Source organism: Phenylobacterium sp., assembly GCF_035276905.1.
Lineage (GTDB): Bacteria > Pseudomonadota > Alphaproteobacteria > Caulobacterales > Caulobacteraceae > Phenylobacterium.
The window spans coordinates 18,274-33,673 of record NZ_DATELG010000072.1 but is presented as its reverse complement, the minus strand read 5'-3'; the positions used below and the strand labels follow the sequence as shown (position 1 = coordinate 33,673).

Annotated in this window: 16 protein-coding genes; 13 read left to right on the top strand and 3 right to left on the bottom strand. The window is 66.1% G+C overall.

All coding sequences use genetic code 11. The annotated features are described in order from the left end of the window. The coding region (locus VJS38_RS03070) for an NAD(P)-binding protein (protein ID WP_324086685.1) at positions 1 to 1,540 on the bottom strand (1,540 nt) is incomplete at its 3' end. A gap of 485 nt (positions 1,541 to 2,025) precedes the next feature. Between VJS38_RS03070 and VJS38_RS03065 the strand changes: the two genes are divergently transcribed. The 12 genes from VJS38_RS03065 (at position 2,026) to VJS38_RS03010 (ending at position 12,216) form a co-directional block, all read left to right on the top strand. Beyond that, the gene (locus tag VJS38_RS03065; RefSeq protein ID WP_324086684.1) at positions 2,026 to 4,218 is read left to right on the top strand and encodes a TonB-dependent receptor; all 2,193 of its coding nucleotides are present in this window, start codon (positions 2,026 to 2,028) and stop codon (positions 4,216 to 4,218) included. A 26-nt stretch (positions 4,219 to 4,244) separates the two neighbouring features. Continuing rightward, entirely contained in the window at positions 4,245 to 4,760 is a 516-nt protein-coding gene (locus VJS38_RS03060; RefSeq protein WP_324086683.1) for a nuclear transport factor 2 family protein, read from the top strand. A gap of 35 nt (positions 4,761 to 4,795) precedes the next feature. After that, positions 4,796 to 5,173 (top strand): cytochrome c family protein, encoded by a 378-nt coding sequence (locus VJS38_RS03055; RefSeq protein ID WP_324086682.1) that lies wholly within the window; start codon positions 4,796 to 4,798, stop codon positions 5,171 to 5,173. 15 nt (positions 5,174 to 5,188) lie between these two features. After that, positions 5,189 to 6,352, top strand: coding sequence for an amine dehydrogenase large subunit (locus VJS38_RS03050; RefSeq protein ID WP_324086681.1), 1,164 nt, complete (start codon positions 5,189 to 5,191; stop codon positions 6,350 to 6,352). Beyond that, positions 6,349 to 6,879 carry a MauE/DoxX family redox-associated membrane protein gene (locus VJS38_RS03045; RefSeq protein ID WP_324086680.1) on the top strand — a complete coding sequence of 177 codons (531 nt, stop codon included), beginning with the start codon at positions 6,349 to 6,351 and terminating at the stop codon, positions 6,877 to 6,879. The genes VJS38_RS03050 and VJS38_RS03045 overlap by 4 nt, the downstream gene beginning before the upstream one ends. After that, positions 6,876 to 7,481: a methylamine dehydrogenase accessory protein MauD gene (mauD, locus tag VJS38_RS03040; RefSeq protein WP_324086679.1), complete on the top strand. Its 606-nt coding sequence runs from the start codon at positions 6,876 to 6,878 to the stop codon at positions 7,479 to 7,481. The genes VJS38_RS03045 and mauD overlap by 4 nt, the downstream gene beginning before the upstream one ends. 14 nt (positions 7,482 to 7,495) lie before the next feature. Beyond that, positions 7,496 to 8,020, top strand: a complete 525-nt coding sequence (locus tag VJS38_RS03035; RefSeq protein WP_324086678.1) for a methylamine dehydrogenase light chain — start codon at positions 7,496 to 7,498, stop codon at positions 8,018 to 8,020. A 2-nt stretch (positions 8,021 to 8,022) separates the two neighbouring features. Continuing rightward, positions 8,023 to 8,613, top strand: coding sequence for a nuclear transport factor 2 family protein (locus tag VJS38_RS03030; RefSeq protein ID WP_324086677.1), 591 nt, complete (start codon positions 8,023 to 8,025; stop codon positions 8,611 to 8,613). Next, the gene (locus VJS38_RS03025; RefSeq protein ID WP_324086676.1) at positions 8,606 to 9,118 is read left to right on the top strand and encodes a hypothetical protein; all 513 of its coding nucleotides are present in this window, start codon (positions 8,606 to 8,608) and stop codon (positions 9,116 to 9,118) included. Before VJS38_RS03030 ends, VJS38_RS03025 begins: the two co-directional genes overlap by 8 nt. A 119-nt stretch (positions 9,119 to 9,237) precedes the next feature. After that, entirely contained in the window at positions 9,238 to 10,515 is a 1,278-nt protein-coding gene (locus VJS38_RS03020) for an aspartate aminotransferase family protein (RefSeq protein ID WP_324086675.1), read from the top strand. After that, positions 10,515 to 11,555 (top strand): phosphotransferase enzyme family protein, encoded by a 1,041-nt coding sequence (locus VJS38_RS03015; protein ID WP_324086674.1) that lies wholly within the window; start codon positions 10,515 to 10,517, stop codon positions 11,553 to 11,555. The genes VJS38_RS03020 and VJS38_RS03015 overlap by 1 nt, the downstream gene beginning before the upstream one ends. A gap of 34 nt (positions 11,556 to 11,589) precedes the next feature. Further along, positions 11,590 to 12,216 (top strand): TetR/AcrR family transcriptional regulator, encoded by a 627-nt coding sequence (locus VJS38_RS03010; protein WP_324086673.1) that lies wholly within the window; start codon positions 11,590 to 11,592, stop codon positions 12,214 to 12,216. Here the strand turns inward: VJS38_RS03010 and VJS38_RS03005 are convergent. Further along, positions 12,213 to 13,382: an MFS transporter gene (locus VJS38_RS03005; RefSeq protein ID WP_324086672.1), complete on the bottom strand. Its 1,170-nt coding sequence runs from the start codon at positions 13,380 to 13,382 to the stop codon at positions 12,213 to 12,215. The two genes, VJS38_RS03010 and VJS38_RS03005, sit on opposite strands and share 4 nt — an antisense overlap. A 160-nt stretch (positions 13,383 to 13,542) precedes the next feature. Between VJS38_RS03005 and VJS38_RS03000 the strand changes: the two genes are divergently transcribed. Then, a complete protein-coding gene (locus tag VJS38_RS03000; protein ID WP_324086671.1) occupies positions 13,543 to 14,340 on the top strand; it encodes an SDR family oxidoreductase in 798 nt (265 codons plus the stop codon). Between the two features lie 37 nt (positions 14,341 to 14,377). Here VJS38_RS03000 and VJS38_RS02995 read toward each other — a convergent pair whose 3' ends face one another. Next, positions 14,378 to 15,304: a helix-turn-helix domain-containing protein gene (locus VJS38_RS02995; protein WP_324086670.1), complete on the bottom strand. Its 927-nt coding sequence runs from the start codon at positions 15,302 to 15,304 to the stop codon at positions 14,378 to 14,380. Positions 15,305 to 15,400 lie beyond the last annotated feature (96 nt).

Here is a 15,400-nt window from a genome sequence, read left to right as displayed (position 1 = left end):
GGGGCTCGTGGCCGTCGATCACCAGGTTGCGGCGCAGGCTGGTCCACCAGCCGAGGCCGCCGAACCACCGCACGCCGGCGACCCCGAGTTTGTCGAGGAACTTCCAATTCCTCAGCGCCACGTTGATCACCAGCATCGGCGTGTGCTGAAAGGCTTCCATCGCCTCGCGGTAAGCGGGGCTGACATCCTTGCAGATGCGCTTGTTCGCATGCTGCTGGCCCGCGCAGATCACCGCCTTGGCGCGGACGCTCGACAGCTTGCCGCCCTGATCATAGGTCACGCGCACGGCGTCGGCCTTGGCGGGGTCGCCCTCGTGCAGCACGGAGAAGACCGTGCTCGAAAGCCTGACGCGGACGGTTTGACCGGGCTTGTCCAGCTGGTCCCATTGCACCTTGCCCACCATCACGTCGTAGAGACTGTCGCCGCCGCTCAAGGCTTCGGGCTTGGCGTGCTTCAGAAACCGACGCGCGGCGATCGTGTTGCCGCCCGGGAAGGACGCCAGATAGAGGGTGTCGGTCGGATCTGCGCCGCCGTTCTGGTAGCGATAATAGGCGTTCACGCCCGGCTGCAGGTAGTTGTAGGCGCTATAGGCCGAAATGAACTCGCCGCCCTGTCCGCAGCCCATGCTGGCCATGACCGGATCAAGGTATTCAAGGACCCCGTCGATACAGTCCGCCGGCACGCCGGCCACGTTCAGCAGGAACTCTTTGTAGGTCATCGAGTCCAGCCACTGCGCCCAGTCGTCGCGGACCGGCGGCGTCCTGAAGAGCTCGAGATCGACCAGGGCCTTTTTCAGCTTCTCGGGTATCGGCGCGTCGCGAAAGCCGTTCCGCCACGGGTTGATCACCATGCCCTTGCCTTCATAGTAGAAGGCCGTATCGCCCCGCTCCCAGGAGATATGCATGGGGCCCCAGGCGTCTTCGGGCACCAGGATCGGCTTCGTGGTGTTTTCCGCCTTCTGATAGGTGAAGGTCTCCGGATAGCCGAGCTCCTTGAGGAACGGCGAGCCGAACCCGTACTCCTGGGCGCGGGCGAACGGCACGACGATGCCGGTCGATCCCTGCGGCGCCGTCAGGCGATAGCCGTCGACCTCGAACTCGTTCTGCTTCGCCTCGCCGCCGAAGATCGCATGCTGGTCGAGGATGAGAATCCGCGCGTTCGGGTGCTCGCGGTGATAGACGAACGCCGCCGTCAGCCCGGAAATGCCGGCGCCGACGATCACCAGGTCATAGAGGTCGTCGACGACCGGCGCCCGGGCGATCTGCGCGTTCAAATCGCCGTTGCGGATGTGTCCGTGCGCCGCGTTCAGGACGTCGGCGGTGTTGCCGTTCTTTCCCGCATAGTCGCCGACGCCGCCCGGGCCGGTCCAATCGGGGCCGAGCCCGGTGAGGGGCGTATCCACCGTCTGGGCGCGGGCGGAGCTTAGAAGGCCGGGCGCGGACATGGCCAACAGGGCGGCGCCCGTCCCCAAAACCGTTCCGCCGATTAGATCGCGACGCGTGACGTCCGGGGCGTCGTCGCTACGCTGCGCCTTGTCCATTTCGACTCCCTAAGTATGCGCCGGGTTCGCCCCGCAGCCTGAGGCTCCGAAGCTAGCGACCGCAATCCAGAAGATAAAGCGAAAAGCTCGATTTCCATCGAGTCCACGCGACCGCGGCCATAGCAATCCGATGCGGCGCCGGCACCTCATACTTCACGCGCCTGGCCGGGCTCGCCGAAAGCGCCCGGCTTTATGCCAACGCTGGCTATTTTCCAGGCATCAGGCGATGCATGGATTCCAGTTTAGCTCGCATATACCGCACCTTACGAGGGATTTTCCGGGGCGCGGCCGGCCCTCGGGCGAGGGCTGGCGGCCGTCCTGCCGCCCGAAAATTAGCGCCGCTCCTCCCCGGGCCGGTCATCGCGAAAACATTCCGGTGACAACTTGTTGACACCGCCGCAAGCCGGTGAAACAGTCGAATTGCTTCGGGTTTTTGACCGATCGCTTAAGACCAATCGCGACGGCGCGCCCAAGGGGGATGACCAATGAATCAACCGCTCAAGAGGCTGCTCTGCACCAGCGCGGCGGTCTGGACGATGTCCGCGGCGGCGGCGCTCGCGGCCGAGCCCGCCAACCAGATCGAGGAAGTCGTCGTCACCGCGCAAAAGCGCGCACAAAGCCTGCAGGACATCGGCGTCGCCGTCTCGGCCATCGGCAAGACCGGTCTCGAGGCGCTCGGGCGCCAGGACGTGACCGCCCTGGCCACGCAAGTGCCCAGCCTGCAGGTGAATCAATATTCGCCGACCATTACGGTCTTCAACATTCGGGGCGTGTCGCAGAACGACTTCGCCGATTCACAGGAAGCCCCGATCGCCTACTACAGCGACGAAGTCTACATCAGCTCGCTGGGCGCCATCAGCGGCACCACCTACGATCTCGAGCGCATCGAGGTTCTGCGCGGACCTCAGGGCACGCTGTTCGGCCGAAACGCGACCGGCGGCCTGACCCAGATCCTGTCGGCGGCGCCGACCCGAAGCCCCGAAGGCTTCCTGACCGTCTCCGCCCAGAGCCACGGCCAGTACACGACCGAGGGGGCGATCAGCGGCCCGCTGACCGACACGCTGCGCGGGCGCGTGTCGTTCACGACCAGCACCGGCGGGGCCTACATCCACAACCTTGCGGGCCGGGATCTGGGAAGGGCGGACTTCTATGCCGGCCGCATCCAGCTTGCCGGCGACGTCGGCAGCGACGGCGAATTCAAGATCAAGCTCGAAGGCCTGCGCAACAATCACGACCGCCAGGCCGGCCTATACACCCACGCGCCGGCCTTTCCGAATTCCCAGGGCCTCGGCGAGTTCATCGGGCCGACCGAAAATCCATGGAACACGTGCCCCGGATGCGACGCTCTCGGCTATCGCTCCCCGAGCGCCAACCCCTTTACCGGCGCCTTCAATGGCCCGAACTATTTTGACCGCAGCTACTGGAGCGCCACGGGGCGCTATGAACAGAACTTCGACTCGATCAAGCTGACGTCGATCTCCAACTACCAGTCGCTGGCGAAGAAGAATGGCGAGGACGACGACATGTCGCCCGTCAGCAACTTCCAATATTCTACGTCACAGCATCTCTACCAGCTCTCGCAGGAGTTCCGGCTTTCCCAGGACCTTGCGCATACCCACTGGGTCGCCGGCCTGTACGCGTTGAAGATCCACACCTTCAACTCCTATAACACCGACACGACCGGCGCCTTCGGACTCGACGAGATCTATCGCACGATCCTCGACACCGAAACGCTCGCCGCGTTCGGCCAGGGAGAGGTCGCCGTCGGCCACGGCTTCAGCGTGATCGGCGGGCTCCGCGTTTCGAAGGACTGGAAGAAGTACGACTATCTGCACCAGGAAAACGGGCTGACTGATTTCGTGTTCAACCCGACGACCTTCCCGCAGTACGCCAAGCTCGCGATGGGCGCCTATTCAGCCAAGGGCGAGATCGACTACCGCCCCGGGCTGAACCAGCTCTTCTATGTCAGCATCAACCGGGGCACGAAGAGCGGCGGCTTCGGTACGCCCGCGTTCGGCCCCTTCGATCCGGCGACCATCCCGTTCAAGAGCGAGACTCTGACGAACTACGAGGGCGGCATGAAGCTGACCTTGTTCGACCATACGTCTCACTTCAACGCGTCGCTGTTTCACTACGACTATCACAACTATCAGTCGTTCGAGACAGTCGGCGTCTCGCTCGTGGTGCGGAACAAGCCGGCCGAAGTGAACGGCCTGGAGCTCGAGTTCAACACCCAACCGATCTCCGGACTATATCTGCAGACATTCGCCACCTTCCTCGACGCCAGCGTGCGGGGCGTGACCTTGCCGTCTGGGGACGTCGTCAACCGGCGCATGCCGCAGGCTCCGAAGGTCAGCGTCGGGTGGATGGGCCGATACGCGTTCGCCTTGGGCCCAGGTCAAGCAGCCATCCAGACCGACTGGAAGTATGACAGCAAGCAGTACTTCTCGACCTTCAACGCGCCGGTGGATCTTGAGCCGTCTCGCGTCGTCGGCAATGTGAGAGCGTCATACAAGTTCGACGCTAGAGACATAGAAATAGCTGCGTTTGTAAACAACGTGACCAACAAATACTATAGACTCTACAATTTGGATCTTTCCGGACCCTTTGGATTCACGGAACAGACGTTCGCGCGGCCGCGCTGGTACGGCGTAAGCCTCAGCTACCACTTCCGCTGAATTTTGAACTGATAAGGTTTGAACAGATGAAACGCGAAATCGCTACGGCCCTCGCTGCGGCAGGCTTGGCTCTGACGGCGCTTGCCGCCGCCCCGGCGCAGGCCGCGCCACAGACGCGCGTGTTCGGCGCTCTTCCCCCCTCCGATCCGGCGGACGTCGCCGAGTTTCGGCAGCAGGCCGACGCGCTTTATCGGATGAAGGAAAAGGCGTTCGCCGCTTCCGACGCGGCCTCCGTGGTGAACGGCTTCTACGCCAAGGACGCCGTCAGCTTTGGGCCAGACGGCAAGCCGGTGATCGGTCGCGCTGAATTCATGGAGGAGTACGAGCGGGTCGTGAAGATCGGGTTCGTGAAAATCGAGCCGGTCGCCCACCACGTCGGCAAAGACGCCGCCTGGGAGTGGGCCAATTTTCACGTCACGCCGAAGAATCCGCAAGAAAAGCCGTTCACCTTCGCCATGCTCTTCTTGTGGGCCAAGGAAAACGGTCAGTGGGTGTGCGGCGGCGACACCTACGCCGTCGGCCAGTTCGTCAAGCAACCCTGAACATCCCCGCGCCACTGCCTGAAGGAGCAAGCGTCATGTTTCGCGCGATGTTGTTCGGCCTGGCGGCCGCAGTGGCGGTCTCCAGCGGCGCCCAGGCGGACGCCGGAGACGCCGCCGCCGGCGCCCAGGTGTTTCAGCGCTGTTCGATCTGTCATTCGGTCACCCCCGGCGCCGGATCGACGATCGGGCCGCACCTGAATGGCGTGATCGGCCGCCAGGCCGGCAGCGTGCAGGGCTATCAGTATTCCAAGGCGATGACGGCCTCGGGGCTCACCTGGTCCAAGACCAACCTCGACAAGTTCCTCGCCGGGCCGCAGGCGCTCGTCCAGGGCACCAAGATGAGCTTCATGGGCCTGCCCAACGCCAAGGACCGCGCGAATGTCATCGCCTACCTCGCAACCACCAAGAAGTAGCCGAGAGCCAAGTCGATGGTGAAGCTGAAGGCGCTTCTGGGCGTGTTGGCGGCCGCCTGCATGGCGGCGCCGGCCGCTGCGGAGCTCAAGCCGGAAACCCTTACGATGGTGGAGTTGCAAGATCAGATGCAGCCCCACTGGGTGTGGGTGAATGACGTCTCTTTCACCCACATGATCGACGGCCGCGCCTATTTGCTGGACGCAGACACAGGCGCCTTCCTTGGCATGGTCAGCGGCGGGATGGCGCACGGGGTGCTGCAGATCGCGCCCGACGCGCGCAGCTTCGCCGTTCCCTCGACCTTCTACTCGCGCGGCAGCCGCGGCGAGCGCACGGACGTCGTCACCTTCTACGACGTCAAGACCCTGCAGCCGGGTCCCGAAGTCGTCATACCGCCCAAGCGCTTCATGTCGCTTCCGTTCCTCAGCTCCATGCCCACGACGGACGACGGCCGCTTCTCCATCATCTACAATTTCACGCCTGAGCAGTCGCTCACCATCGTCGATCTCGCGCAGAAGAAGTTCGTCGGCGAATTTGCCACGGCGGGGTGCGCCCTGGCCTATCCCACCGGTCCGCGGTCGTTCTTCATGCAATGCCAGGACGGCTCGCTGCAGAGCGCGACCCTCGACGAGGCCGGAAAGGTGACGCTTGGCGCGGTCTCCAAGCCGCTGTTCGCGCTTGCCGACCCGGCCAACGAGAAACCGCTCCGCATCGGCCCGAAGACCTGGCTGTTCTTCACGTTCGATAGTCAGGTGCGGGCGGTCGATGCGAGCGGACCAACCGCCGTCGTTCGCGAAACCTGGTCCTTGCTGGGCAAGGGCGAGGAGGGCTGGCGGCTCGGCGGCCTGCAGCCCGTCGCCTACCACGCCCCGACGGGGCGAATGTTCGCACTCATGCATGCCGGCGGCCGAGACACCCACAAGGATCCCGGGACGGAAGTCTGGGTCTATGACGTGCGGACCCAAAAGCGCCTTCAGCGTTTCAAGCTTGACCGGCCGGCGAGCTCGATCGCCGTCAGCGGCGATGCCGACCCGCGCCTCTATCTGGTGCTGTTCGGCGACCCCAACCTCGAAGTGCTCGACCCGGCGTCGGGGCGCAAGCTGCGCACCATCGGCGGCCTGGCCAACGAGATGACGGTCATCCAGCCGAGCCCGGTCGGCCGCGCGGCGGGCGCGCCATGATCGACGTCCTCGTCCCCCTCGCGGCGCGCCTGTCGACCGGCGCGCTGTTCCTTGCGGCCGCCGCGCACAAGGCCAGCCAGCCCAGCCGCTTTCGCCGGACGCTCGTCGGCTATCGCGTCTTCGGGCCCGCCGCCGGCGGTCTCGCCATCGTGACGCCCTGCGTCGAGTTCGCCGTGGGCGCGGCGGCGCTGGCGCCGTCGCGCGCGCTGTTCGCGCCGGCGCTGGCGTGCGCGGCGCTGCTGCTGGTCGCCTACGCCGGCCTGCTCTGGACGTCCATCCGCGCCGGACGCCGCAGCATCGACTGCGGTTGCCTGAGCTTCGGCGCGCGAGGTCGCGAGCTGACGCCGGCCATGGCGGTTCGCAACCTGGCTTTCGCCGGGGTCGCGCTCGCCGGCCTCTTGGCGACGGTCGAGCGTCCGCTTGGCTGGCTCGACGCGCTCCAGCTCGCGCCGGCCCTGGTCAGCGCAGCGCTCCTGTACGGCGCGATCGAACTGGCGAGCGCCCTTCCCTCGAGGTCAACGACATGATCGCCGCCCTGACTGGCGCCCTCCTGCTGCAGTGGGTCGTGCTCATCGGCCTTATCGTCGTCGTCATCGCCTTGCTGCGACAAGTCGGCATGCTCCATGAGCGGCTCGGGCCCGTCGGCGCCCTGACGCTGCCGGGCGGCCCCAAGGTCGGCGAGCCGGCGCCGCGCTTCGACCTTGCGGCGATCGATGGCCGGCAGGTGAGCCTGGGAGGGCCGTCGGAGGCCTCGACGCTGCTGTTCTTCCTCTCGCCCGGCTGTCCGGTCTGCAAGGCGCTCGTCCCGGCGCTCAAGTCGATCGCCAAGGAACACGGCCCGACCCTGCGCCTGGTGCTGGCGAGCGACGGCGAGCCCGAGGCCCAGCAGCAGATGGTCACAGAGCACGGGCTCGAGAAATTCCCGCTGGTGCTGTCGACGGCGCTCGGCCTCGCGCACCAGGTTTCCAAACTGCCGCATGCTGTGCTGATCGACGCGGCCGGCCAGATCGTCGCCAAGGGCCTGGTCAACAATCGGGAACATCTGGAGAGCCTCTTCGAGGCGCAAAGGCAGGGCGTGGCCTCGCTCCAGGAGTTTCGCCAACGGAAGGTCCTCGCCTTCGGCGGGTGATGCAGGGATCATCAATGAACAGGTTCGATCGCATCGCCGAACGCGTCGCCCGGCGCGCGGCGAAGCAAATTTCCCGCAGAAGCCTTTTCGGTCGCCTGGCCGGCGCGCTTACCGCCGGCGTGGCCGTGACGCCGCTTTTGCCGGTGGCGAGGGCCTCGGCCCAGCGTCCCGCCAACCCTGTGCAGCCGGGCGAGACCGGCGATCCCACCGCCTGCGACTACTGGCGCTACTGCGGGATCGACGGTTTCCTTTGCGCCTGTTGCGGCGGCTCGGCGTCCTCCTGCCCGCCGGGCACGGAGCCGTCGCCGATCACCTGGGTCGGCACCTGCCGCAATCCGACGGACGGCAAGCCCTATATCATTTCCTACAACGACTGCTGCGGGAAGAGCGCCTGCGGCCGCTGCACCTGCTCCCGGAGCGAAGGCGACACCCCGGTTTATCAGCCCTCGACGACCAACGACGCCGACTGGTGCCTCGGAACGTCGGCGGGAGTCGTCTACAACTGCTCCACCGCTGTCGTCCTTGGACCCGCAGGTTGACCATGGCCGCGTCAGATCTCTCCAGCCCCGACCCGACCGCCGCGGAATTGGCGCACGCGCTCGCCGAGCTGCGCGCCGAGGTCGCCCTCCTCCGTTCCGAGGCGGACATCCGTCGACTGGTCGGGCGCTACATGTTCCTCTGCGACGCGCCGCTTCCGGAGCCGGAGAACGCAGCCCTTCCCCGCCACGAGGCGATCGCCACCCTGTTCACCGAGGACGCGATCTGGGAAGGCGTCGGTTCTGCGCACGGCGCCCAGTTCGGGCGCAAGCAAGGCCGCGGCGAAATCGCCGCCCATTTCGCCGACTTCTTCGGCGGGACTCCGCGGCAGGTGTTCAACACCCACTATCTGTGCAGTGAGCAGATCATTCCCGCGAGCGACACCGCCGAAGGCCGGTGGGTCCAGATGCAACCCTGGATCTTCGCCGACGGCTCGACCCTGGTCCGTTCCAGCCGGCTGCAGATCCGCTTCCGGCGCACGGGCGAGGGCTGGCGCATCAGCCACTATCGGACCGAAAACCTCTTTGTCGCGCCGCTTCCCGAGAACTGGGCCCCAACCCTGATCGAGCGTTCGAACCTGATCGGCGATGGCTAGCAAGCCGAACGCCCTTTGCGGCGAGCGCCGCGACGGCGCCGTCGGGCGTCGACGGGCCACGGCGTGGCTGCTCGGCCTGACCCTCGGCGCGGCCCTGGCTGGGCACGGCCTCGCGGCCGAGCCGGCGGCGGGCCCCGCGCGCTCCGCACGGCTGAACTACATCCTTCACTGTCAGGGATGTCACCTGCCGGATGGAAGCGGCAGCCCCGGAAAGGTTCCGGACATGCGCGGCGAAGTCTCACAGTTCCTGACGATCCCGGGCGGCCGCGAATATCTGGTCCAGGTCCCGGGCGCCGCGACCTCGCGGCTCAGCGACGGCGAATTGGCGGACCTGCTGAATTGGCTGGTCAAGACGATGGGACCGCCGCCGCCCAGCGGCTTCAAGCCCTATTCCCAGGCCGAGGTCTCGCGCCTGCGGCCAAACTGGCTTCAGGACCCGAAGCAGCTGCGCACCCGCCTTCTGTCAGCGTTCGCGCCTGCCCGACCGCCAGCCGCCACCGATTGACAGAATATAATCCGGACTGTAGTCGAGTTTGATCGGCCGACACGGAATTCGTCGCCGGCCTGCAGGTGGACCGCGCGCTGACGGCCGGCCTTGCCGACGAAGCCAGATAGGAGGCTGTCATGATCCCGGATCAAGAGTTGCTCGATCGTCGGCGGCGCGTCTTGGGCGCGAACGCCCCGCTCTTCTACGACCGGCCGGTGCATATCGTCCGCGGCGAAGGCGTCTGGGTCGAGGACGCCGATGGCCGGCGCTACCTCGACGTCTATAACAACGTGCCGCACGTGGGCCATTGCCACCCGCGGGTGGTGGAGGCGATCGCCCGTCAGGCCGCGACCTTGAACATCCATACCCGCTATCTGCACGAGCGCGTCGTCGAATACGCCGAGCGACTGACCGCCACGGTGGATGCGCCGCTTTCGAGCGTCATGTTCACCTGCACCGGGACGGAGTCCAACGAGCTCGCCATGCGAATGGCCGCCTACCGCAGCGGCGGCCAGGGGATCATCGTCAGCGACTTCAACTATCACGGGAATTCCCGCCTGCTGGCGTCGCTGACCACGGCCTTCCCGACGCCGGAGCCGTTTCCCGCCTTCGCCCGCGCCGTGCCGATCCCGGACCCCTACCGCGAGCAGCTTGCGGGCGAGGCGCTGGCCGAGGCCTATGCGAACAGGGTCGCTGAAGCCGTGGCGTCTCTCGCCGCCGACGGCTACCGCATGGCCGCCCTCCTCTTTGACCCGATGTTCTGCAACGAAGGCTTGGCGGATCTCACGCCGGGCTTTCTGGCGAAGGCCGTGGAGATCGTGCGCGCCGCCGGCGGCCTTTTCATCGCCGACGAAGTGCAGGCCGGTTTCGGCCGGACCGGCGAGCGGATGTGGGGCCACCAGGTGCAGGGGGTGACGCCGGACCTTGTGACCCTGGGCAAGCCGATGGCCAACGGACACCCCGCTGGCGGCGTGATCGCGCCTGGGGCGCTGGTCGACGCGTTCGGCAAGGATGCGAACTATTTCAACACCTTCGGCGGCAATCCGGTCTCCGCGGCCGCCGCCATGGCGGTCCTCGAGGTGATCGAGGAGGAAAAGCTCCTGGCCAATGCCGACGCCGTCGGCCGGTACGTCCGCCAGAAGCTCGACGGGCTGATGGCGAAGCACGCGGTCATCGGCAACGTCCGGGGCCGCGGGCTGTTCTTCGGGCTGGAGCTGGTGTCGGACCGCGACTCCAAGACCCCCGCCCCGGCCCTGGCGCGGACCGCGATCAATCGGATGCGCGAAGCCGGCGTGCTGATCAGCCGGATCGGCGTCCACGACAACGTCCTGAAGATGCGGCCGCCGATGGTCTTCAGCCGCGCGGACGCCGACATCCTGATCGAGACCCTCGACCACGTCCTGGAGTCGCTCTGATGCCGGCGGACGGTCTGCCGGACTTTTACGCAGTCTCGCCCGCCGAGCAGGCCGAGCGGCTGACGGCCCTCGCCCGCCGCGCGCTGCAGCGCTGGCCCGGCGCCTATGCCGACCTCAAACTCGTCAAACATCGCGAGAACGCGGTCTTTTCCGCGACCCGCGACGACGGGCGCAGGATCGCGCTGCGCGTCCATCGCCACGCCTACCATTCGGATGAGGCTTTGCGCTCCGAGCTGGCCTGGATCGGCGCGCTCGCCGATCACGGCCTGCAGGTCCCGCCGGTCCTGCCGCCGGCGCACGGCGACCTGTTCACCCACGTCGACTGCGAGGGCGTGCCGGAACCGCGGCAGGTCGACATGCTGGGGTGGGTGGAGGGCGTTCCGATCGGTTCGGTCGAGGACGGCCTCCAGCTCGACGAGGCGGATCCCGTGGGCCTCTTCCGGGACATCGGCGCGCTGGCGGCGCAACTGCACCAGCAGGCCGCGGCCTGGTCCCGGCCTGCCGATTTTCGCCGGCACGCCTGGGACGAGGACGGCCTGATCGGCCCGCAACCGTTCTGGGGCCGGTTCCTGGACCTTCCGCTGCTGACGGCGTCCCAGCGACGGCTGCTGGAGACGGCGCGTGACCGTGCGGCCCTGGATCTGGCCGACTATGGCAAAGCTCCGTCTCGCTACGGACTGATCCACGCCGACTTCGCCCCGGAAAACCTGCTGCGCAATGAACGCGGCCTGGTGCTGATCGATTTCGACGACTGCGGATACGGCTGGCATATGTTCGAGCTGGCGACCGTTCTCTTCCTGCGGTTTGGCGAAGGGCGCTACTCGGCCTATGTCGAGGCGATGTTCGCAGGCTATGATCAGGTTCGGCGATTGCCCGACGCCGACCGGCGCAGCCTGCCGCTTTTTCTCTTCCTGCGTGGAACGACCTATCTTGGCTGGATCCAGACCCGCTACGAGACAGAGTTCGCAAGGGAGCTCGCGCCGAGCTTCATCGGCCGCGTTTGCGACGTCGCCGCGGCATACCTCGACGGCGGCGCCTGACACGCCCAGGCGCCGGGCCGGCGAATAGCACGGGATGTTAGGACAGGCCCGACGGGGCACCACCCAAGCGCGCGGGCGCGCGCGCCGGCTGCAGCTCCTGGCGGCGGCGAAGGAGCTGCTGGCCGAGCGTGAGATCGATCAGATCACCCTCTCGGAAGTCGCCGCCCGCGCCGGCATTCCGAAGAGCTCCTCGTACCACTTCTATAACGACATGCAGGACCTCTACGCCGAGCTCGCCACGAGCCTGGACGAGGAGCTCCACCAGCTGTTCGTCGAGCCGGCGCGCGCCGCCGAGAACTGGGCCGGCATCGTTGAAGAATTCGTGCGCCGCGCCCACGGATATTTTGACGCGAACATCGCGGCCCAGAAGCTGATGTTCGGGCCAAAGGCCCCGCCATCGATAAAGTCTGAGAGCCGACGCGCCGACCGACGGCACAGCGAACTCCTTGAACGGCAGATCGACAGTCAGTTCGTCCTGCCGCAATTCGAGGACCGTGATCGGATCTTCTTCCGAGCGGTCGAGGCGATGGACCTGATGTTCAGCCTCTCGCTCATCGAATACGATCAGCTTTCACCGAAGATGGTCGACGAGGCCTATTGCATCGCCGTCGCCTATCTGCAGCTCTACATCCCTGCGGAGCTGCCTCGCCGAATGCTTTAGGCGCTGGCCTCGGCGAGCGCCGGGCGCGCTCGCGCCCGATGGTCGACGGCGATCAGCACCGGCAGCAGGATGACGAGCGCGGCAATATTGACCGCGACGGCCGGCACGGCGAGCTGGGTCAGGGGCCCGGCGCCCACCAGGCTGACGAACAGGCCCGGCCCCAGGGCGTAGGGGATCAGGGAGTAGCCCTGCAGGGCCGCGGCGATCCGCCCGCCCCTGTCCAGCACCGACGCCAGGCCGAAGAAGTAGGAATTGAGGCCCAGCTGCATGAAGCCGAACATCAACAGGCCCGGCACGAAGGCGCCGGCGTCCCGAGCGCCAAGCGTCAGATAGTAGGCCAAGGTGGCCAGCAGCATCACCACGACCGTCGGCAGCACCCGGCCCCATCGCACCCCGACGACGGCGACCAGCATCGACCCGGCGATGCTGAGCAGCGTCGCCGCGGACAGGGTGGCGCCCGCCTGCACGCTGGTCATCCCGACCTCCAGCGCCTTGCGCTCCGCCATTCCGAATATGCCGCCATAGAGCGGGAAGCCGATGGTCATCACCAGCGCGACGAGACCCGCCGCTCCCCAGCGGACCTGGCCCGCTGCGCCGTCGCCGGCCTCTTCGCCCTCGGCGGGCGCCGCGAGCTTCGCCAGCGCCAGCGAGGCGAGCGCGGCCGCGGCCGCAATGACCGCGAACAAGGCCCCCGGGCCGAACGACTTGTCCGCCATCGGCAACAGGAGAAGCAGCAGCGCGAACGCAAACCCGGTGCTCGCATAGATGTAGCCGTAGGCCTTGTCCGGGTCCGGCAGACCGGCGACCAGCATGGCCATGCCGGATATCAGGCCGCCGCTGCCGGCGCCGGCGATCACCGCCAGCAGGACGACGCTCCAGAGCGAACCGGCGGCGATGAGGCCCGCATAGCCCAGGATCAGCAGCAGCGCGCAGCATCCCATGGTCCGACGGAATGGCAAACGGTGCAGCGCCGGGGCTGCGATCATCGAGGTCACCGCGACAGCCCCGACCGAGGCGCTGCCCACCCATCCGGCCTGGGCCTGGGTAATCCCGCTCGATTCCACCACGGCGCTGATCAGGAAGGGCGCCGTCTCCATCGGGATCATCGCCACCGTGGTGCCGGCGATCACAGGCCAGATCCGGCGCAGCAGCTTCACGTCGATCATGAGAAACATCCCCAAATGGCGCGCCCATCTCCGGACGGCTTGCAGCATAAGTCAATCATAACTCGATATGAGTCGGGTTTTTCTTCGACTCTGCTTTTCGCTCAGGCTATGAGGGAGTTCGCCCGAGGACATGCGGCGAAGGCACAAGGGAGCAGCGAGAATGGCGCGTTCAGAGGTCTCCGATCGCCCGGTCGTGATCGTCACGGGCGGCGGCAGCGGCATCGGCGCGGCGACGGCCAAACGGCTTGCGGCCACCCACACGGTCGTCGTGTGCGGTCGCCGCGTGGCCTCGCTGGAGAAGGTCGCCGCCGAGACGGGCTGCATTCCGATGGCGCTCGACGTCGCCGACTATGCCGCCAGCGAACGGTTCGTGGGCGAGGTCGTGGACCGCTTCGGCCGTCTCGACGGCCTGGTGCTGAACGCAGGGATCGTCATCTCGGCCGCGATCGAGGAATGCTCGCTGGCAGATTGGGAAAAGCAGATCGCGGTCAATCTCACGGCGCCCTTCGTGATGACCAAGGCGGCGCTGCCCCACCTCCTGAAGGCGCGCGGCGCGGTCGTGGCGGTCAGTTCCGTCGGGGCGCTTCAGACCGGTCCAGGGCTGGCGGCCTATTCGGCGGCGAAAGCGGGGGTCAGCCACTTCATGGGGTCTGTCGCCTACGAATACGCCCGGTTCGGCTTGCGCGCGAACACCGTCGCCCCCGGCTGGATCCGGACCGAGATGTCGGACGAGGAGATGCGGATGCTTCCGATCGGCGACGATCTCGATGCAGCCTATGCAAAGGTAAGCGAACACGTGCCGCAGCGCCGCGCCGGATCAGCCATGGAGGCCGCCGAAGCCATCGCCTTCCTGCTCTCCCCGGCGGCGTCCTTCATCAACGGCGCAGTGCTGCCGGTCGATGGCGGTTCGCTGCTCGCCAACAGCGGCATGACCTATTTCGACGCAGTGCTGGCTTAGGGAAGCTGAGGTCCTGAGGTCGGGCAGCGCCCGGGCGTCACCGACCTTTGGGTTTTGGATGGGCGGTCGGGCGGCGGACCTGCTTGGGAAGTTCTGCAAAGCGCCGTCGGAACAAACGCGTAAAGTGGCTCGTGTCGTTGAACCCGGCCGAGTAGGCGGTGTCGCTGACCGAGAGTTCACCGCGGCTCAGCTGAGCTCTCGCATAATCAAGGCGAACGTCCCAGAGCCATTTCATTGGAGTCGTGCCGATTTCGTCAAACAATCTATATATTGTGCGACGAGAGATATGAAATTGTTGGGCGAGGATCTCGGGCGAAAGGTCAGGCCGATCGATGTGATGGATGGTCCAGTCGCGCATCTGCTCTATCAATATGCCATATCGGCCGGTTCCGAGCTCCAATGATTTCTGAATGGCCTGGCAAAGCAATTGCAACACCATGTCTTCAACCAGAGCCGCATCGTCTGTCGACGCATTCATCCAGCCAGAAAAAATGGTCTGCAGGATGTTGGCCAGCACGAGACTGATGTTCTCGCTGGCGGCGATACGGCGGGAAAACACGCAGTCCGCCGGAACGTGAAAGCGATTCAATGCAGATCGGGGAAGTTCCATAACGAAAGAGACGCTTTCTTCGGGCACCATCAATCTGCCGTCCAACTTCGAATCGATCAGCGTGAAGCATCCAGGCGCCAACCCCGCCGAACGCCCATTTTGTTCGACCATCAACTCCCCCCGTGTCGGCACCAGAAGAAACATCCGGTCTTGCCGATCGGCAGCCAGCGAGGGGCGTTGGCATCGAATACGCCTCGCCTCGATCTGCGCCAGGTTCATCGCGGCTAGGCGTTGAGTGGAGACCTTCCCATAACAATACTCGGCGCTTCCGATTGTTTCGACGCGCGGAATATCATAGTGGGTCTTCAGCGCGGTGGCGAAGAAATCCAGGGCGCCGCCCTGCCCCACGCTCATCGTCTCAGCAACTTATAGTCGCAATTGCAGGCCGAATGCTCGGCCGGGCGACGGATGCTGCGGTAGGCTGCCTGACGATCATTCGGCACGTCGAGA